Consider the following 20,165-nt stretch of genomic DNA (forward strand, 5'->3'; position numbering starts at 1 on the left):
TTGTCCGCCCTCTTGCCGGCCGGTGGCGGCGGCGATCAGCGCAGGCCCTTGACGTAGTCGGCGGTGAAGAAGCCGCCGTAGCTCGGCAGCACGGCGGTCACCTTCTTCTGCTCCTTCAGGAACTCGGCGGTGTCCTTGAGGATCTTGGCCGCACCGCCGCCTTCGCCGCCGGCCAGCCAGGCGGTGGTCGCCTGCTGCTCGGCCGGGACCAGCGACAGGTTGTTCAGCGCCGAGGCCTGGTCGGCCGGGGTGCCGCCCAGCAGCTTGGCCAGCGTCCTGGCGTTCTCCGAGTCCGGCCCCCAGGCCGCCTTGTCGTTGCGGAAGGAGGCGCTGTATTTTTCGACCACCCCGGCGAAGCCCTTCAGGAAGGCCGGGTTGTCCTTGGTGAAGGCGGCGGTCGCGACCCAGGCGGTGAAGGTCGGGGCGCCACGGTCGGCGACCTGCCGCGAGGTCAGCAGCACCTTGCCGGTCTTCTTCAGCTCGGTCAGCGCCGGATCCCAGACGAAGGCGCCGTCGAGGTCGCCGCGGTTCCACGCCGCGACGATGTCCGGCTGCGGGATGGCGAAGACCTGGGCGTCGCGCTCGCTCAGCTTCTCCTGCTTCAGCACGGCCAGCAGCTGGTAATGGTCGGTCGAGACCGGGGCGGCGGCGAGCTTCTTGCCTTTCAGGTCGGCCGGCTTCTCGATGCCGGAGCCGTTGCGCACCACCAGCGCCTCGTCGGTGCCGGAGATGGTGGCGAGGTGGAAGGCCTTGACGTCCAGCCCGCGGCTGGTCGCCGCGGCGAAGGGGCTGGAGCCGACATAGCCGACCTGAACGTCGCCCGACGCGATGGCGGCGAAGATCTCGGCGCCGGAGTTGAATTTGCGGAAATCGATCTCGGTGCCGGTCGCCTTGGCGAAGTCGCCGTTGGCGATGGCGACCGAGGAGGGCAGGGCGTCGGTCTGGTAGCCGACGACGATCTTGCTGCCCGCCGCCTGGGCGGTAAAGGGAATGGCGATGGTCAGGGCGGCGAGCGCGAATTTATACAAGGTCTTGTTCATCGGTCGTCTTCCACGAAAAGAATGGATGATTTGGAAACGGGGCACGTTGTCTTGGTCGATGGCCAGGCCGAAATGCGTTCGACGGATCGCTGCTCTCCATGCCTGAAAAACTCTAATGCGCGGATCGCGGCGGACGCAATCCTAAAACGCATAAATCTATAGAAAAATAGGATTTAACAGCGAAAGATTTTTGTTATTATGAGAGGCGTGCCTGGAAAACCAACTTGCAAGATAGGAAAATATATCCGACTATGCGTCACGTCGATGTGAAACATGCATCGACTGCGCGTTCGTATCGGCGAACCGGCCCGTCCGCCCGCCCCATGGCCGGGCTGCGGCCCCAAAGGAAGGAGAGGACAGGATGCGAGGCTCGAACGACATCGATCTGATGGTGATCGCCTCCCTGATGCCGACGCCCGATGGACTGCTGCTGCTGGCGGCGCTCGACGGGAGCGCTCCGCCCAGCGGTGGAAGGGAGCAGGACGGCGCCCCCGACGCCACCGGTCTGGCGCTGCTGCTCGGCGGCGCGACGCTGGTGCTCGGGGTGCTGGCGATGTTGCCGGCGGGGATGGCGTGATCTGGTCCCGCTGTCTGCCTGCTCCCTGGGGAGAGGGTTTGCGGACGCAGAAACGGGCGGCGTGGCGGCAAATGCACCGCAATCGGCTGTCCCCGGCGTCCGAGCCATCGCTGGTCCGGCCTGGCCCAGCCCTGGCCGGCGGCCGCTTCATGGCCGAGGCGGTGCCGGAAGGGGCTTCTGGTTGTCGGACGGGAAAGCCGGTGTGACCTTGGGCGCGCTCACCGCCCCGTCGGTGCGTGGAGCATCGCCAGGGAGGGCATGGCGGCGCGTTCCATGGCGCTGGCCCATTCGGTCATCGTGACGAAGCGGACCCCCTGCCGCTTGCCGCTCTCCAGGATGCCGGGCAGCGCCTCGACCGAGGCGGCCTTCGTGCTGTGCATCAGGACGACGGCGCCCGGCGCCAGCCTTTCCTGGACCCGGCTTGCGATCGCGTCGGGCCCAAGCCCTTTCCAGTCCTGGGAATCGGCGGTCCACAGCACCGTCCGCAGCCCATGGGCCTGCGCCTGCGCGGTGACGGCGGCATCGAAATCGCCGTAGGGCGGCCGGAACCACGCCGGATGGATGCCCATGCCGGCCAGGGCCGCGTTGGGCTTCGCCAAATTCCAGTCACGCTGCCCGGCCGTGAGATCGGTCATCAGCGGATGGGTCTGGCTGTGGCTGCCGATCTCGTTGCCGGACGCGGCCATCGCCAAAACGATGTCCGGGTGCCTGGCGATCTTGCCGCCGATGCAGAAGAAGGTCGCCTTCGCCTCGTGCTGCCGCAGGATCTCGAGGATGCGGAGGTCGTTCGGGTCGGGGCCGTCGTCGATGGTCAGCGCGACCACGCGGGCCTCGGGCGACGTCAGGTCGACCTGTCCAAGGTCCAGCGGCGAGCCGGGGATCAGGTGCTCGGTCGCGAAGGGGGCGGCCCCATGGGTGGCGGCGTGGCTTCGCTGCCGGGCGGCGACGGGAAACGGGGCCAGCGACAGGGCGAGGGAGGCGCCCAGGACGGCGCGGCGGCTGATCCCCATCATCCGCGCAAGCCGCAGCGTGCAAGGCGATCCGGCGCAGGGCGGATCGTTCCAAAGGAAGGCATTCTGGTGCGTCCGCCCCGAAACAGCGATCAGTGGGCGCAAGCTTTGACCGGGCAGGCGAGGGCGGGCAAAGACTATCGCGCGTCCGAGGGTCTTTCCGTGCCAAGGCGTGCGCTTTCGGCAACGGCATGCACCGGACGGGCCATGCCGGCGCGCGTTCTGTCCATCGCGGCCTCGCCATCGGTGAAGGGCGGGGTGGGCGGGGTGCTCGGGGCCGTCGGCTGGATCGTCGACAGGGCCCGATGTCGCGCGGACGCGATCCCGGCTCTCAGGAAATTCAACGCGGAAATTGGCGTGGCGAATGGGAGACCTTCGCAGGTTGGTGGTTTCTTGAACAAGGACAATTATCAGGCTAGCCTTCCGCGCGAACAGCACGGCTGCGAGGCGAAGCGCCCGGACAGGGCGCCATGTCCCGGGAGGGTGTCATGCGCGGTGAGGACACGGACTTCATCCATCGCCTGCTGAGGCGGCGGCCCGAACTGGAATCCGATGTGAAGCGGAAGCTCGCCAGCCGCCAGGGCGGCGGGCCGGAGGGGATCGAGAGCGCCGCCGTGGCGCCGGAGACGGTGGAGGACGCCCTCCGCCGCGCGGACATGGCGGCCATCGAGACGATCGTGTCCGAACAGCGCCCGGTCTTCTTCGCCGCCAGGGACGCCGCGGGGCAGCCGCGGATCGACCGCGAGAACGCCGCCATCCGTGGCGCGGAAGCGCGCTTCCTTAAGGACAGGCTGGTCGAACGGGAGGCCGTGGTCGCGCCGCTGCTCGACCGGATCGGCCGGATCGACGTGGAGGGGATCGCTGGGATGCCCTATGTGGGAACCGGCTGGATGATCGACGACGGCATCGTCGTCACCAACCGCCATGTGGCCGAGGTGATCGCGCGGCGTTCGGGCCAGGGCTACAGCTTCCGCATGGGCGCCTTCGGGCGGCCGGTCACCCTGTCCTTCGCGACCGGCCATCTCCACCAGGACGACAGCCCCGGCCTGTCGGTCCCGGTCGCCAGCGTGCTCTACATCGAGCCGGAGGACAGCGATGTGGACATCGCCTTCCTGAAGCTGTCCGCGCGGCCGGAAATCGGCACGCTCTCGTTCCTGCCGATCCTGCGCGGCGGCGTGCCCGAAACGGAACCGCTCTGCGTGCTCGGCTATCCCGCGAAGGCGCCGCCCCGGATCATCCCCGACCAGGCGCTGATGCGGGATCTCTACCGCGACGTCTACGACGTGAAGCGCGTGGCACCCGGTTTCGTCGCCCGGCAGGAACCGCGCCTGATCACCCACGACTGCACCACGCTCGGCGGAAACTCCGGCTCGGCCCTGGTCGTCATGTCCACCGGCGAGGTTGCCGGACTGCATTTCGCCGGCATCTATCTCCGGGAGAACCAGGCGGTCCCGGCCAGCCTGCTCCACGACTATCGCGAACGCCGCCGCTGGCTGCGCCCGCCGTCGGTCGAGGCGCGGACCGGCCGGGGGCCGGCGACGACCGCCGCCGCGCCGGCCGCCACCATCACCATCACCGTCGCGGATGGGCGGGTCGATGTCGCTGTCGCCGCCGGTGCCGGCCTCGGCGGGGCCACCGGCAGCGCTCCGCCGGCCTCCGCCGTGGAGGCGGCCGCCGCGGCCTTTCTGCGCGAAGGCCCGCGTACGCTGGTTGCCGCCCGTGTCGGCTACCCGGAGGATGGGCGAGGCGACGGTGGCGCCCCGCTCATCATGGCCTCGGTCCGGCAGAGCCAGCTCGTCGAATCGCGGGACTGGCCGGACAGCTTCCGGGGGGTTCCCGTCCGCTACGAGGCGGCGACGCTGTCCGAACAGTGGGACGCGCGCGCCACGGACGAGGCCGTGACCGACATCGCCTACGACGACGACGCCCGGCGTGGGCCTGAGTTCCAGCTCGAACCGGTCACCGAGGAGATGACCGTCCGCGCGCATCTCAGCCCGGAGCACGGTCTGGAGGAATTCGAGAATTTTCTGGCGGGCGCGGGCGCGGGCGCCCGCCTCGACGCGGCGATGTACGAGGCCCAGGGGATCAGGATCGCCGAGGGGATCGAGGAAGCCCTGGCCCGGGGTGTGGAGGTGGAACTCACCATCGACCGGAGGTCGGCGCCGAAGGAGCCCGGAGAAGACGCCGGAGAAGACGCCGGCCGGGATGCGGGCGATCCGCTGACCGCCCCGGTGAGTGCGGAGTTCGCGCGCTGGGGCGGGCAGGGATACAGGTTCCGATACCGGGTGGCGCCGTCCGGAGCTGGCGGCCTCGTCGCGTCGGCGTACCACATCAAGGTGACGGTGCGGGACGACGACCGGTTCTGGCTGTCCTCCGGCAACTGGAAGAACGGCAGCAGCCTGCCCCCCGTGGACGAGGCCATGCGCGTCAGGGCGACGGAGACCGACCTGCCGGGCAACCGTGACTGGCATGTGGTGACGGCGAGCCCCACCCTGTCGGAGAGGTTCCGCAGCCACATCCGCCAGGATCACCAGCGGTCCGGGGAGCCGGCCGGGCGCGGGGCGGCCGCTCCGCGGCTCTTGGTCCTGGTTCCGGCCGCGACGGAGGCCGTCGAGGAACGGCGGCCGCCGAGCCGCGTGCTTCCCCCGCTGGAGGTGTCCGGCCGCATCAGGGCGCACCCGCTGCTCACGCCCGACCGTGGCGGCCGGATCTACAGCGACGCGGTGCTCGACCTGATCCGCTCGGCCCGGCGGACGCTGCTGTTCCAGATCCCCTACATCGGCATGCGGGGGAACCCGGCGGTCCACCGTGGCAACATCGACGAGCTGATCGATGCGCTGACCGAGAAGCTGCTGACGCTGGACGACGCGCGGGTCCTCCTGCGGGCCGGGAACAGCCGCTTCTCCGACAACCGGCACGTCGCCTGGTACCTCCGTTCCAAGGGGGTCGACACGGACCGGTGCCTGCGCGCGATCGAGAACCACCACGCCAAGGGGATGGTCGTCGACGGGGAGCGTGTGCTGGTCGGCAGCCACAACTGGAGTTCACAGGGGGTCAGCGTCAACCGCGACGCCTCGGTCATCTTCCACGACCGGCGGATCGCCGGCTATTTCGCCGAGGCGTTCGAGATCGACTGGGACCGTTCGAACCGTGTCCCGGTCAAGCGCTTCGTCCGGGAGATGCCGGAGATCCTGTCCTTCGTCGGCGAGGCCGCCTCCACGCCGCCCGGCTTCGCGTTGCGACCGCTGGACGAGGCGATGGGCGATGCGATGAACGGGGACGCCGCCGGCTGACCGGCCGGGCGCAGCACCAACCGTGGAACGGGTGAGGGGACGCATGGAGGGGGACACCGATGCCGCGCTGAGCCAGTCGCTGCGGCAGATCAGCGTCGTCAGGGCGCCGTCCGGCCTGGAGGGGGCGGGCCCGCCCGCGCGTTTCCTGATCGTCCGCCCCCAGGGTGGCCGGGAGGAGGCCGAACGCCGGCTCGCCGCCCTGTTTCCGGACGAGCCGCATGCGGTCTCGGTCGTCGACGAGGACCGTTTCGTGCTGGTGTTTCCCAACCGCAGCTTCCCGCCCGTCCCCTCCGACGGGATCGCCGCCGCGCTCGGCGAGCGGCTGGCGGACGCGCTGGACGCGCCGGTCGCCGAGCCCGACCTGCCGCGCTTCGCCACGCCGGCGATGCCGGACCGGACGCCCGGCCTGGAATCGGTCGATGATTTCCCGCCCGGCTGCTGGGTTCCGGAGGAGTCCGAACTGGAGGCGACGCCGCTGTGGGCGCTCGACGCCATGAAGGTCCGCGCGGCGTGGCGGCTGTCCCAGCGGATGGGGCGGCCCGCCATGGGCAGCGGGATCGTCGTGGCGCAGCCCGACACCGGAATCACCGCCCACGTCCAACTCGCGGACGTCCGCCTGGCCGGGGCCTTCAACACGCTGGGGGATGGCCCGCTCGACGGAGCCGCCGACCCGCTCGACGACGCGTTCGGCCAGCATCCGGGCCACGGCACGGCGACCGCCAGCGTCCTGGTCAGCCCGGCCCACGGCGATTCGGACAAGCTGGTCGGCAGCGCGCCGCTCGCCAGCCACATGCCGATCCGGGCGCTGCGCAGCGTCTGGCTGCACGAGGAACTGCCCCTCGCCGCGGCGGTGGATCTCGCCGTCGAGAAAGGCGCGCATGTCGTCACCATGTCCTTCGGCGGGGTCGCGCTGCCCTTCTCGCCGCTGCGGGCGGCCATCCGCCGCGCGGTGGCCAGGAACGTCATCGTGATGGCGGCGGCGGGCAATTGCGTCGATCTCGTGGTTTACCCCGCCCGCTTCTCCGAATGCCTCGCCATCGGCGGCACCGATTCGCGGGACGGCAAATGGCCGGGCTCCTGTTCGGGCAGCGCGGTCGCCGTCTCCGCCCCGGCGCAGAACGTGCTGCGGGCGTCGATCAAGCCACGGCCCGCCGGTTCGGTCGGCCAGGGGCAGGGCACCAGCTTCGCGGTGGCGCTCACCGCCGGCGTGGCGGCCTGCTGGCTCGCGCATCACGGCCGCGACCGGCTGATCCACGAGGCGGCGGCGCGCGGCGAGACGTTGCAGACCATGTTCCGCCGGTTGGTCCGCGCCTCGGCGCGGCGGCCCGCCGGCTGGGACGCGACGGCGATGGGGGCCGGAATCGTCGACGCGGAGGCGCTGCTCGCCGCGTCCTTCGACCTCGGTCTCGGCACCGAATCGCCGGGTTTCGAGGCGGAGGCCCGCGCGCCGGCCGACGAGATGCGCGGCTTCCTGACCGAGCTGCTCGGCGAGGATCCGGGGCTCGACGACGGCCCTCTGCTCCGTCACGGCGCGGCGCTCGGCTCGGCGCTGCTCGCCCGCCGGCTCGATCCGGACGCCCCGCTGCCCATCGCCGCGGATCTCGTCGCCCGGCTCGGCGGTCCGGTCGCGGCCCGGCTGGGGGTTGGCGCGGCCATGCCGGCGGTCCACAGGACCGATGCCGACGCCCGCGACGCCCAGGCCGAGCGGGTCGGGCGCCTGCGCCAGATCCTCGCCTTCGGCAAGGCGACGGCGGGCGGCGGCGGATCGGTCGAATCGGCGGCCGGCGGCGGAGCGCGGGAACTGCCGGCCCCCGACGAGCTGTCGGCCCGCCTCGACGCCCTGCTTGGGCGTCCGGACGACCGCTCCCCCGCCGAGCGCGCGGACTTCGAAAAGGCGATCGGGTTGATCCGGCGCCATGGCACCAGCGGCCTCGCCAGGCTGCACGATCCGCTGGCCGTGGTGCCGCCGACGGAGCTCGCCGCCATCGAGGCGGTGGTCAAGGCGGACGGTTCGCGGCCGAGCCTGCTGGTCCGCAACGGCGCCATCGACGAGACCCATCCGATGATCGGGGGCTGGAGCAACCGTCTGACGGCCCTGCGCGAGCCGATCCGGACGCGCGCCGCCCTGTGCGGCCGCATCCAGCCGACCAACGGCCACGCCAACCGCTATTGCGGCACTGGCATCCTGGTGGATTCCGCAGGGCCTTGGGTGCTCAGCAACTTCCACGTCCTCCAGCAGGCGCTGCAAAGCTACCCGGTGTTCTCGGTCAAGACCGAGCGGGGGCTGCGCATCGTCCGCGGCCTGGAGATCGATTTCCTCGGCGAGTCCGGCAACGCCGAGCGGGACCGCTGGTCGATCGAGGAGGCGGTGTTCCCCAACGGGGCCGGCGAGAGCTTCGGTTGGATCGACGCCGTTCTCTTGCGCCTCGGCCGATCGCTCGACGGCCGGGGGCTTCCGGAGCAGGAGCCGAAGCGGATCGCCTTCTCCCCGGATCCGGATCTGGCGGCGGGGGCGTTGCCGCTGCTGGGCGTTCTCGGCTTCCCCAACCGTCCACCGGCGACCGAGGGCACGGTGGACGGCATCGACTGGGGCTGGGTCGTCGGGCAACTGTTCGACGGCCGCTTCGGCCTGAAGCGCTTCGCCCCCGGCGAGTTCTACCGGGCGGTCGGCAGCCACGAGAGGGACCGGGAGACCCGCTACGCCTTCGGCCATGACGTGACCACGTTGCGCGGCTCGTCCGGTTCCCTCGTCTTCAGCCTCACCGGGGCCGGCAACCCCGCCTTCGGCCTCCACTTCGCCGGCTACGACAACGATTCCAACTTCGCCCTCACGACCGAGGCCCTGGGGCGCGGGTTCGAAGGACGCGGCGTGGGTTTTCCATGAGCGACGCGGCCGTCGCGGTGGAGGGTGCCGGCGCGCCGGGACCGGATTTTCCGGATGGGGCGTTGCTTCTCGCGCGCTGGACCCGCCTGTCCGAGGAGACGGCGCAGACCCTGTACATCGAGCTGCGGCGCTCGCGGCCCGGCCTGGTTGAACTCCAGACCGCGCTGCGGGGCGCCGCGGACCTGGGGGGCATCGCGGATGTCCGGGTGCGGAACATCCTGGCGCTGTGCCATGCGGCCGACAACGCCGGCGAGCTCCCGCGCTACTGCTCGATGATCGCGGCCCAGGAACGGGCAAGAGGCCGCCCCGCCGATGAGATCAAGGAGATTATTGGCCGGGTGGGGCATCCCGGCGAGCCGCAGGGGGTGGTCAACCGCGCGCGCGGTGTTGCCGATCCGTCCCTGTTCGGCACCCTGGATCTGATCACCAGGGCGATCGGTTATGTCGAGCTCGACAACGGCGGCCGGCGCAACGTGATCGGCACGGCGCTGCTCGTTCGCCGCGATCTGGTCATCACCTGCGCCCATGTCGCCTTCGACCCCCGGCGCATCGGCAGCGAAATCGTCACCGGACCGCCGCCACACGACATCCATCGGATTTGCTTTCCCCGGACCCAGGGAGCGCAGGAGGCGCGCCTGCACCGCAACCAGCCTTTGCTGGAGTACAGCAACGCGCATATGATCGGCATCCAGAAGCTCGACCGGTTCGTCGACGCCGCGGCGATGCGCCGTCTGGATTTCGCGCTGCTCCGTCTGGACCGGGCGATCCAGGGGGTCGAGCCGATCGACATCCGGCACCCGATCCCGGCGACGTTCAGCGGGCTGTCCTTCGTCATCGGTTTTCCCGGATCCGCCAACCCATGCTTTGACGCCGACACGATCATTCGCGACGAACGGGTCGGTGGCCGCCTGATCCACATGATGAACACCGTCGAGGGCATGAGCGGTGGCTGCGTGATCAATCAGAACGGCGTGCCGATCGGGCTGCACGAGGGCTCGATCCCGCTGCTCGACGAGGCCGGGCAGCCGCAGACGGACAAAAACGGCGTCAGCCTCATCGAGAACCGGGCGATCCTGCTCGGCGCGATCTCGTCCCATCTCGACCGGCTTCCCACCAACCCCCTGCGCTCGGTCGAACGGTCGCTTGGCATCGTCATCCACGACGAGGCGCTCGTCACCCGCCTCGGACGGCGGGGGGCGCAGCTGCTCAACAGCCCCGAGGCGCAGCCGGGCTGGGATGCGCTCGTCCGCAAGATCACGGCCGCCAAGGACGGCGTGCCATGGACGGCCCACCCGTGGTTCGCCGGGGATGGCACGCGCAAGGAACTGGAGCGCTGGTTCATGGCGGCGGCCGATCCCGCCGGGACGAAGAGCCGTGTGGCCTTCGTCGGGGGCGACCGTGGCTGCGGCAAGACCTTCACCATCGACGTGCTGAAGCGTCTGGTGGAGGAGCCCGACGCCGATGTGATCCGCGTCGCCTGGACCGAAGGCGACAGCACGCTGGCGACCCTCGCCCGTTGCGCGGCCGAAACGCTGCCGCCGGCGACCGGGACGCGGACCGCCGACGGCCATGTGCGCTACGAGGATGTTCCGAATCTCGTGGCCGCGCTCTCCCGTTACGGCGGGGTGGACCGGGTGACGGGGCGTCCCGACCGGCCGCTCTTCGTCGCCATCGACGCCGGCGACGGCACCGGGTCGGTCACCGAGCCCGAAAGCTGGATCGACGCCGTCGTCGCCCTGTCCCGCCAGCCCTGGGCCCGCCTTCTGCTGTGCGGGCTGCCCGCCGCTTTGAAGGACCGGGTGGAGAACACGCTTCCCGGCGATGTGGAGGCCAGGAGCTTCGAACTCCCGCATGTGCGGATGCGGGACATCGCCGATTTCCTCGAGAAATTCGGGATGGCGGCCGAAGCGGGCCAGACCCCCGCCATGGCCGCCGCGGCCTTCGGCGCCAGCCGCCTGCCTGTGGAGAAAAGGCAGTTGACCACGACGTTCGCCGCGCTGTTCGCGATCGGCTGGCACCGTGGCCTCCTGCCGGAACACGCCGACGCTCCGGGAGACGGCCGATGATCAGCATGACGAGCCTGCTCGCGGCGTCCCGGGACGTCCAGCCCGACGCGGTGGCCACGGCGGCGGCCGAGTTGCGTCTCGCGCTCGCCCTGCGCGGCTGGGTCGACCCGATGCGCTTCATGCCGGCCGGCGTGCCGGAGGAGCTTCACAGCGCCGTGCTCGACGCGGTCGCGCCGGACGTCCAGACCTCCTGGAAATCGCATCCGGGCTGCTGGTTCCTGCGCGACCAGGAGCGGCGGCATCGGCTGACGACCAGCGGGGCGGACGCGCTGGAGCGGGCCTTCCAGAAGCGGGATCCGGCCGACCGGCACGACCCGGTGCGGCGGGCCCTGGCCCTGCGCCGGCGGCCGATCCCCCGGGATCTGTCGAGACTGTCCACCGAAATCCTCACCGCGCTCGGCAGCACGCTGTCGTGGTTGGACGCCGCGCCTCCGGACGGGGGCGGGAACTTCTTCTGGGTCCGCGAAGCCGACCGCAGCGGCGTGCAGGAGCGGCTGGCGGCGACCCTCGCGCGGCGCCGCCGGCTCGCCGACGTGGAGCGGATGACGGCGCGGCCGCTGCGCGGCCGCGGGGAGGCGCTGAGCGGGCTGGTCGAGTGGGCGACCGGGGGGCCGGGCGGGGGCGGGCGGTTCCTCTATCTGTCGGGCGTCGGCGGCGCCGGCAAGTCGACGGTGTTCGCCTATCTGGAGAAGGTTCTCGCGGATTCGCGGGCGGGACCGCTGCTCGTCCACATGGATTGCGACAGGCCCGGCTTCGACCCGATGGACCCGATCGCGCTCGACCTCGCGCTGTTCCGGCAACTGGCCGTCGCGGCGCCGGAGCACGCGCCGGCGCTGATGGGAACGGTGCAGACCCTGGCCTCGGTCACGGCGGGCACCGACCGCGACTATGGCGGGACGGTCCGCGGCGGGAGGCGCGGCGGCCGTCTCCGCAAGGCCGAGGATGATGAGGCGGTCCAGTCCTTCGTGGGGTTGGAGGCGGCGGTTTCCCAGAAGCTCTCGCAGCGCGATTCGGTGTCCTTCGACATCCTGTCGCTTCTTGGCGACCGCAGCATCGTCCTGCTGTTCGACACCGCGGAGTTGATGCTCGCGCGCGGCCGGGCGGCGGGGCCTGTGGGGGCGGCGACGGCGGCGACGGCGGACTGGATCGCCTCGCTGCGCACGCTGATGAACGGCGCCGACGTCCGGGTCCTGATGGCCGGGCGCAATCCGCCGCGGGCGCCCGAGGTGGAGGTCTTCGTCGGGCGGATGCGGCAGCATGGCTGGATGGTCGGCGAGCCGGTGGAACTCGGCGCGCTGGAGCTGGAGGACGCCGCCGCCCTGCTCGGCGACCTCGGGGTGGCCGATGCCGCCGCCGCCCGCGCGGCCGCGGTCCTGCCGCGGACTCCGCTGATTCTCAAGATCGCCGCCGATGTCTACGGCATCGGCGGTCCGGTGCGTCAGGAGTTCATGGAACAGCTCGACCGGGAGGTGATCGATCCGCAGGTGGTGCGCCGCTACCTGACCGAGCGGATCGTCAACCATCTCGCGTCACCGGCGGCCCGCTCCTATGCCCTGGCGGCCATGGTGCTGCCCCGTGTCACCGTGCCGTCGCTGGCCGGGGTCGTCCTTCCGGCGGTCGACGCGGCGACCGGGGGCGCCGCCGGGCAGGGCTCGCCGCGGCAACGGGGCAGGGCGGTCTTCCAGGGATTGAGCGACGCCGGATGGCTGGTGCGCCTGGAGCCGGACGGCCGCAGCCTGACCTTCCATCCCGAGATCCGCCGTCTCGGCTTGGAGCTGATGCAGAGCGATCCGGGGCTCAATCGCCTGCTTGAGGAGGTGCGGCGGGCCGCGCTGGCGTGGCACCGGGGCAGGCGGGGGCGGTCGGACGCCACCTTCCGTGCCTATTACGAGGCGGTGCTCGGGGAGGCGACGGCCGGATGGCGTTGGACCGACGCCAGGCTCGGCCTGCTCGGCCCCGCCGTGGAGGATCTGCCGGAGAACATCCTGCCGGCTTCGCCCGGCTGGACCCTTGGCGTTCCGGCGGCCCGGCGGTCGAACCGGACATGGCGGACCTATGTCGAGGGCTGGGGCGTTCGGGATGGCGAGGGGGAGCGGCTGGTGAGGCGCGGGCGCGCCGAGGAGGCCCTGGAGCTTTATCGCTTCGAGCCCACCCGCCCGCGGGGCCTGCCCCCGACCTTCGTGTTGCAGGCCCTGGCCGACGCCGGCCATTTCCGGACCGCCGAGGTGGATACCGAGGGGGTGACGGAAGAGATCCGGATGGAAATGGACCACAGCAACGGCTCGTTGCCGAACATGTTGCGCTCACGGCTGTACTGGCTCGTCCGCTACACGCTGCTCGGACGGCCCGGCCCCTTGCCGGAGCCTCTCCATGCCGTGCTGAAAGAGGCGGCGTGGCGCTTTTCCGGATCGGGGCCGGTGCTGCTGTTTCCGGCGATCGCCGCGGTCGCCGAGGCTTTTGCACCCGAACGCGGCCCTGTCGCGCCCGACCGGTGGTTCCGCATCAGTGGCGCCATCGAGTCCGAAACACGGATGTTCCTGGTCCATCACCTGCACTTCGGGCGCGAGGCGATGTGGTGGCCGCATCTCGACGCCCTTTTCGTGCCGCAGCCCGATTGGCCGGACGTCGCCGGCGGTCAGGTGGGGAGGGATCCCCGGGAGCGTTTCGCCAGACTGGCGGGATGGTTCTTCACGGAGCGGCTCCATGTCCGCGCCGCGCACTCGCTTGTCGAGTTCGGCGGCGTTCTCCGGGAGATGCGCGAGCCGGTGGGGATCTCGATCGATCACCGGACGGAGCCGGCTGGCGCCGTCGCCCTGCTGCGGGGGATGACGACGGAGTTCCACCGGCCGCTGAGGGCGGCGATCACCCGATGCGCCGGTGCCTCCGATGAGCTGCGGGCCCGGCTGATCGAGGCGGCGGACCGTGTTCTGCTTCGCCTGCCGTTCCGTCCGAAGGAACTCACCGACGGTGAGTGGCGACGGCGCGTCGACCGCGACCTCGGGGCGGCGTTCGGCCTGCTGATTCCCTTCGTGGATCGGGCGCGGCGTCTGCCGCGCTTTTGCGAAGACCTGCGGTGGGCGGCGGGCGATGATCCGGATCGGACGGATCTCGCGCTGGTGGCCGATAGCTTCCTGGCGTGGGACAGGGCAATCTGCCGCGGGATGACCTCCGAATGGCCTTGCCCGCCCGCTTAGGGCGCCGAACAGAATTCCGTTTTCACCATCGGTGCCCAATGGAACCGTCATCCCCGCGAAGGCGGGAATGACGAGGCGAGAGACGACTCAAGGTTCCGATAGGCGCTCTTAGGGCGGAGCCAGCCGATTCCGGCGCGCGTGTCCTCAGCCCGTCTCCGGCCGGGGCACCCCCGGCTGGTTGAACAGGTAGGGCACGAAGCTGCGGTGGTGCTCGTTCACCCGCAGCTCGCTGCCGATCGGCGGAAAGGCGCGCTGCTGGCAGTCCGTGCGTTCGCACAGGCGGCAGTTGACCCCGATCGGAACGGCGGCCTTCACGTCGGCAATGTCGATGCCGGCGGCGTAGACCAGCTCCGGCGCGTGGCTCGCCTCGCAGCCCAGCCCCACGGCGAACTGGCGCGACGGCTTCAGATAGGCGCCGCCGCGCTTGGTCACCGTGCGGGCGATGCTGATGTAGGTGGCGCGGTCGGGCATCTGGGCGAACTGCACCAGGATCTTGCCGGGCTGGGCGAAGGCCTCGTGGACGTTCCACAGCGGGCAGGCGCCGCCGAAGCGGGCGAAGTGGAAGCGGGTGGCCGAGTGTCGCTTGGTGATGTTGCCGGCCATGTCGACCCGCACGAAGTAGAAGGGCAGGCCGCGCGCGCCCGGTCGTTGCAGGGTGGAGAGCCGGTGGCAGACCTGCTCGAAGCTGGCCGAGAAGCGGCTCTGGAGCTGTTCGACGTCGTGGCGCAGCGCGCGGGCCTGCGCCGCGAAGGCTCGGTAGGGCAGCACCAGCGCCCCGGCGAAATAGTTCGCCAGCCCGACCCGGCAGATGGAGCGGGCGTCGTCGCTGGAGAATTTCGCCTGCTCGACCAGCGTCTCGATGGTGTCGCCGAATCCCAGCAGCGCGATCTGGTTGGCCATGTGGAAGGCGCGGCTCGGCCCGTTCAGCAGGGCCGACAGGCGCAGCGTGCCGGTCGAGGCGTCGTAGCTGCGCATCGCCGTGTCGCCCGCCTCGTCGGCGACGATCTTCACCCGCACGTCGTGGCGGCGCTTGAGATAGGCGGCCAACTCGTTGAGCAGCGAGCCGGAATGGATCTTCTCACTGTTCCACAGCGCCTCGGCCGCCTCGTCGAGCGGGCCGATGTAGTTGTTGCAGTAGTGGAAATAATCCCGCACCTCCTCGTAGGGGAATTGCGGGCCGGCGAAGCTGTCGCCCGGCTCCTGGTTCGACAGGCTGTCGGCCAGCGACTGCACACGCTCGTGCAGCTTCTGGTAGGCTTGGTGGAGGCTCAGCACCCGGCGGGCCAGCTCCGGGCTGGATCCCACCGCGCTGCGCAGCTCCGCCGCCGTCAGCGGCGCCCCGGCGAAGAGCGGGTCGGCCAGAGCCTCGCGCAAATCGGCGACCAGACGGCTGTCCTCGTCCTCCAGGAAGCTGGACAGCTCGACCTCGAACATGGCGGAGACCCGCATCAGCACCGGCAGGGTCAGCGGGCGCTGGTTGTTCTCCAGCTGGTTCAGGTAGCTGGGCGACAGCTCCAGCGCCTTGGCCAGCGTCGCCTGGGTCATGCCGCGCTGTTCGCGCAGCCGGCGCAGCTTGTAGCCGAGAAACAGTTTCTTCTGCGCGCCCATGGGGTCCTTCCGCCGCAACCCGCCGGCCCGGAGCAGCCGACTTCGCAATCTTGGCAAAGCGCGAGCCCCGTTTGCAAAGGCATTCGCAACTTCGCACGTTTTTGCGAAGAGCTGTTTGAACGCCTGCGAAGTTTGTGAATAATCCGCGACGGTCCGGTGAGGGAAGGCGCCTCCGCAACCGGAGCGGAGCAAACGGCGCCAGGGACAGATTGGGAAACGCCCGATGCAAGACATTCTGGCCAAGTTGGAGTCGATGCGCGCCGGGGCGCGGCTGGGTGGCGGCGAGAAGCGCATCGCCGGCCAGCACGCCAAGGGCAAGCTGACCGCGCGCGAGCGCATCGACCTCTTCCTCGACGAGGGGTCGTTCGAGGAGTTCGACATGTTCGTCGAACACCGCTGCATCGACTTCGGCATGGAAAGCCAGAAGGTCCCCGGCGACGGCGTCGTCACCGGCCACGGCACCGTCAACGGCCGCCTCGTCTTCGTCTTCAGCCAGGACTTCACGGTGTTCGGCGGCTCGCTGTCCGAGGCCCACGCCGAGAAGATCTGCAAGATCATGGACCAGGCGCTGAAGGTCGGCGCGCCGGTGATCGGGTTGAACGATTCCGGCGGTGCCCGCATCCAGGAGGGGGTCGCCTCGCTCGGCGGCTACGCCGAGGTGTTCCAGCGCAACGTGGATGCGTCCGGCGTCATCCCGCAGATTTCCCTCATCATGGGTCCCTGCGCCGGCGGCGCGGTCTACTCGCCGGCGATGACCGACTTCATCTTCATGGTGAAGGACAGCTCCTACATGTTCGTCACCGGCCCCGACGTGGTGAAGACCGTCACCCACGAGGTCGTGACCGCCGAGGAACTGGGCGGCGCCGTCACCCACTCCACCAAGTCGGGCGTCGCTGATCTGGCCTTCGAGAACGACGTCGAGGCGCTGTTGCAGCTGCGCCGCTTCGTCGATTTCCTGCCGGCCTCGAACCGGGAGAAGGCGCCGGTCCGGCCCTGCCACGACCCGCTCGACCGCCAGGACTTCTCGCTCGACACGCTGGTGCCGGAGAACCCGAACAAGCCCTACGACATGAAGGAGCTGATCCTCAAGATCGTCGACGAGGGCGACTTCTTCGAGCTTCAGCCGGAATACGCCAAGAACATCATTATTGGCTTCGCCCGGATGAACGGCTCGACGATCGGCATCGTCGCCAACCAGCCGATGGTGCTGGCCGGCTGCCTCGACATCGACAGCTCGAAGAAGGCGGCGCGCTTCGTGCGCTTCTGCGACGCCTTCGAGATCCCGATCCTCACCCTGGTCGACGTCCCCGGCTTCATGCCCGGCACCAGCCAGGAGTACAACGGCATCATCAAGCACGGCGCCAAGCTGCTCTACGCCTACGCCGAGGCCACGGTGCCGAAGGTGACCGTCATCACCCGCAAGGCCTACGGCGGCGCCTACGACGTGATGTCGTCCAAGCATCTGCGCGGCGACATCAACTACGCCTGGCCGACGGCGGAGATCGCGGTGATGGGCTCCAAGGGTGCCGTCGAGATCATCTTCCGCGCCGACATCGGCGACGCGGCGAAGATCGACGCGCGGACCGAGGAGTACAAGCAGAAGTTCGCCAACCCCTTCGTGGCGGCGTCGCGTGGCTACATCGACGACGTCATCATGCCGCACGGCACCCGGCGCCGCGTCACCAAGGCGCTGGCCATGCTGAAGAACAAGCAGCTCCAGACCCCCTGGCGCAAGCACGACAACATCCCGCTGTGAGGGCCGCCGGCATGTTCGAGAAGATTCTCATCGCCAACCGTGGCGAGATCGCCTGCCGCGTCATCCGCACGGCGCGCCGCATGGGCATCAAGACCGTCGCCGTCTATTCCGACGCCGACAAGAACGCCCTGCATGTCGAGATGGCCGACGAGGCCGTCCACATCGGCGCCGCCCCCTCGGCGCAGAGCTACCTGCTGATCGACAAGATCGTCGATGCCTGCAAGAAGACCGGCGCCCAGGCCGTGCATCCCGGCTACGGCTTCCTGTCGGAGAAGCGCGAGTTCCAGGAGGCGCTGGCCGCCAACGGCATCGCCTTCATCGGGCCGGACGCCCACGCCATCCAGGCGATGGGCGACAAGATCGAGTCCAAGAAGCTGGCCAAGGCGGCCGGCGTCTCCACCGTCCCCGGCTACCTCGGCGTCATCGCCGACGACGACGAGGCGGTGACCATCGCCCGCGACATCGGCTATCCGGTGATGATCAAGGCGTCGGCCGGCGGCGGCGGCAAGGGCATGCGCGTGGCCTGGAACGACGAGGAGGCGCGCGAGGGCTTCCGCTCGGCGACCAACGAGGCGCGCTCCAGCTTCGCCGACGACCGCGTCTTCGTCGAGAAGTACATCCAGCAGCCGCGCCACATCGAGATCCAGCTTCTGGCCGACGGGCAGGGCACCTGCCTGTACCTGCACGAGCGCGAATGCTCGATCCAGCGCCGCCACCAGAAGGTCATCGAGGAGGCGCCGAGCCCCTTCCTCGACGCCGCCACCCGCAAGGCGATGGGCGAGCAGGCCGTCGCCCTGGCGAACGCGGTGCAGTACAAGTCGGCCGGCACGGTGGAATTCATCGTCGATGCCGAGCGCAACTTCTACTTCCTGGAGATGAACACCCGCCTCCAGGTCGAGCACCCGGTCACCGAGCTGATCACCGGCCTCGATCTGGTCGAGCTGATGATCCGCGTCGCGGCGGGCGAAAAGCTGGCGCTTCGCCAGGAGGACATCAAGCTGGACGGCTGGGCCATCGAGGCGCGCGTCTACGCCGAGGATCCCTTCCGCAACTTCCTGCCCTCCACCGGCCGCCTGTCGCAGTACCGTCCGCCCGCCGAGAACCCCAACACGCGCGTCGACACCGGCGTGTATGAGGGCGGCGAGATCTCGATGTACTACGACCCGATGATCGCCAAGCTCTGCACCTGGGGCCCGACCCGCGACGACGCGACGGTCCGCATGCGCGAGGCGCTCGACCAGTATTACATCCGCGGCGTCAGCCACAACATCCCGTTCCTCGCCTCGCTGATGGCCAACCAGCGCTTCGTCGACGGCCGGCTGACCACCAACTTCATCGCCGAGGAATACCCCAACGGCTTCCACGCGTCCGACCTGCCGCCGGAGGATCCGGCGATCCTGGTCGCCGTCGCCGCCGTCATCCACCGCGCGCTGAACGACCGCGACATCCAGATCTCCGGCAAGCTGCCGGGCAACAAGGTCACGGTGCGCGACGACTGGGTGGTGGTGCTCGACGGCACGCCGCACCCGGTGCACCTGCACACCGCCGGGGCCGAGGGCAAGCGCGTCGCCTACGCGGTGGAGATCGACGGGACCCGCCACACCGTGCGCAGCGACTGGCACATCGGCGAGCCGCTGTTCCGCGGCACGGTCGACGAGCACACGGTCTGCGTCCAGGTCGACCGGCTGGGCATCGGTTATCGCCTGCACCATTCGGGCGCCCAGGCGGTGGTGAAGGTGCTGACGCCGAACGCGGCGCGTCTCGACGCGCTGATGCCGGTGAAGGCGCCGCCGGACATGTCGAAGTTCCTGCTGTCGCCGATGCCGGGCCTGCTGGTCTCGCTGGCGGTGACGGAAGGCCAGGAGGTCAAGGCCGGCGAGGTGCTGGCCGTGGTCGAGGCCATGAAGATGGAGAACATCCTGCGCGCCGCGCAGGACGGCACCGTCGCGAAAATCCACGCAGCCCCGGGCAGCAGCCTGGCGGTCGACCAGAAGATCGTGGAATTCGCGTAAGGCTGTGGACGGTTAGGGAGGAAACGCCCCATGATGACCAACGGTCTCGCTGTTGATCGTCGCTTCGCCCCGCTGCTGAGCCGTGTCGCGCCACGCGGCGGGGCCGGCACCGCACTTGTCACCGCCGTCACGGCGGCGCTGCTCGGCAGCCTGCTGCTGGCCGTCTCGGCCAAGGTGCAGGTGCCCTTCTGGCCGGTGCCGATGACCATGCAGAGCATGGTCGTCATCCTGCTCGGCATGGCCTACGGCAGCCGGCTCGCCGTGGCGACGGTCGGGCTCTACCTGCTGGAGGGGCTGTGCGGCCTGCCGGTGTTCGCCGGGGCGGGCGCCGGTCCGGCCTACATGGCGGGGCCGACGGCGGGCTATCTGCTCGGCTTCCTGCTGGCCGCCGGGGTGACCGGCCGGCTGGCGGAGCGCGGCTGGGACCGCAACCCGCTGACGGCGGTCGCGGCGCTCGCCATCGGCCACGCGCTGCTGTTCGTGCCGGGGGTGGCGTGGCTCGGCGTCCTGTTCGGGATGGAGAAGGCGCTCACCGTCGGGCTCTATCCCTTCTGGGCCGCCACCCTGCTGAAGACCGCGCTGGGCGCCACGCTGCTGTGGGCCGCCTGGGCGGCGCTGGGCAAGCGTCCGGAAGCCTGACAGCGTTGCGTCTCCACCACCCCCCGTCATGGCCGGGACAAGCCCGGCCATGACGATTGCAGCAACCGCCTCTTCATTCTTCAATC

The 20,165-nt window shown here is 70.1% G+C and carries 11 protein-coding genes; 8 read left to right on the top strand and 3 right to left on the bottom strand.

Features of this window, described 5'->3' with window-relative positions; all coding sequences use genetic code 11:
• Nucleotides 1-35 precede the first annotated feature (35 nt).
• Nucleotides 36-1,040 carry a taurine ABC transporter substrate-binding protein gene (gene tauA, locus J2847_RS10600; RefSeq protein ID WP_209778960.1) on the bottom strand — a complete coding sequence of 335 codons (1,005 nt, stop codon included), beginning with the start codon at nucleotides 1,038-1,040 and terminating at the stop codon, nucleotides 36-38.
• A 361-nt stretch (nucleotides 1,041-1,401) separates the two neighbouring features.
• On the opposite strand from tauA, the gene J2847_RS10605 reads away from it, so the two are divergent.
• Nucleotides 1,402-1,617 (top strand): hypothetical protein, encoded by a 216-nt coding sequence (locus J2847_RS10605; RefSeq protein ID WP_209778961.1) that lies wholly within the window; start codon nucleotides 1,402-1,404, stop codon nucleotides 1,615-1,617.
• Between the two features lie 218 nt (nucleotides 1,618-1,835).
• Here J2847_RS10605 and J2847_RS10610 read toward each other — a convergent pair whose 3' ends face one another.
• Nucleotides 1,836-2,630, bottom strand: coding sequence for a polysaccharide deacetylase family protein (locus tag J2847_RS10610; RefSeq protein WP_209778962.1), 795 nt, complete (start codon nucleotides 2,628-2,630; stop codon nucleotides 1,836-1,838).
• A 485-nt stretch (nucleotides 2,631-3,115) separates the two neighbouring features.
• Between J2847_RS10610 and J2847_RS10615 the strand changes: the two genes are divergently transcribed.
• The 4 genes from J2847_RS10615 to J2847_RS10630 are packed head-to-tail and all read left to right on the top strand — an operon-like array spanning nucleotide 3,116 to nucleotide 14,064.
• Complete coding sequence (locus J2847_RS10615; protein WP_209778963.1) at nucleotides 3,116-5,920, top strand: phospholipase D-like domain-containing protein; 2,805 nt, start codon at nucleotides 3,116-3,118, stop codon at nucleotides 5,918-5,920.
• Nucleotides 5,921-5,963: 43 nt separating this feature from the next.
• Nucleotides 5,964-8,804, top strand: a complete 2,841-nt coding sequence (locus J2847_RS10620) for a S8 family peptidase (protein ID WP_209778964.1) — start codon at nucleotides 5,964-5,966, stop codon at nucleotides 8,802-8,804.
• The gene (locus J2847_RS10625) at nucleotides 8,801-10,870 is read left to right on the top strand and encodes a trypsin-like serine peptidase (protein ID WP_209778965.1); all 2,070 of its coding nucleotides are present in this window, start codon (nucleotides 8,801-8,803) and stop codon (nucleotides 10,868-10,870) included. The genes J2847_RS10620 and J2847_RS10625 overlap by 4 nt, the downstream gene beginning before the upstream one ends.
• Nucleotides 10,867-14,064 (top strand): hypothetical protein, encoded by a 3,198-nt coding sequence (locus tag J2847_RS10630; RefSeq protein WP_209778966.1) that lies wholly within the window; start codon nucleotides 10,867-10,869, stop codon nucleotides 14,062-14,064. The genes J2847_RS10625 and J2847_RS10630 overlap by 4 nt, the downstream gene beginning before the upstream one ends.
• 144 nt (nucleotides 14,065-14,208) lie before the next feature.
• Here J2847_RS10630 and J2847_RS10635 read toward each other — a convergent pair whose 3' ends face one another.
• Complete coding sequence (locus J2847_RS10635; RefSeq protein WP_209778967.1) at nucleotides 14,209-15,672, bottom strand: helix-turn-helix domain-containing protein; 1,464 nt, start codon at nucleotides 15,670-15,672, stop codon at nucleotides 14,209-14,211.
• 223 nt (nucleotides 15,673-15,895) lie between these two features.
• On the opposite strand from J2847_RS10635, the gene J2847_RS10640 reads away from it, so the two are divergent.
• From J2847_RS10640 to J2847_RS10650, 3 genes are read left to right on the top strand one after another with little or no spacing between them, the layout of a single operon-like run.
• Nucleotides 15,896-17,428 (top strand): acyl-CoA carboxylase subunit beta, encoded by a 1,533-nt coding sequence (locus J2847_RS10640; protein WP_209778968.1) that lies wholly within the window; start codon nucleotides 15,896-15,898, stop codon nucleotides 17,426-17,428.
• An 11-nt stretch (nucleotides 17,429-17,439) separates the two neighbouring features.
• Nucleotides 17,440-19,440: an acetyl-CoA carboxylase biotin carboxylase subunit gene (locus J2847_RS10645; RefSeq protein WP_209778969.1), complete on the top strand. Its 2,001-nt coding sequence runs from the start codon at nucleotides 17,440-17,442 to the stop codon at nucleotides 19,438-19,440.
• Nucleotides 19,441-19,470: 30 nt separating this feature from the next.
• Nucleotides 19,471-20,079 carry a biotin transporter BioY gene (locus J2847_RS10650; RefSeq protein WP_233474434.1) on the top strand — a complete coding sequence of 203 codons (609 nt, stop codon included), beginning with the start codon at nucleotides 19,471-19,473 and terminating at the stop codon, nucleotides 20,077-20,079.
• Nucleotides 20,080-20,165 lie beyond the last annotated feature (86 nt).

Source organism: Azospirillum agricola, from assembly GCF_017876095.1.
GTDB classification, from domain to species: Bacteria; Pseudomonadota; Alphaproteobacteria; order Azospirillales; family Azospirillaceae; genus Azospirillum; species Azospirillum agricola.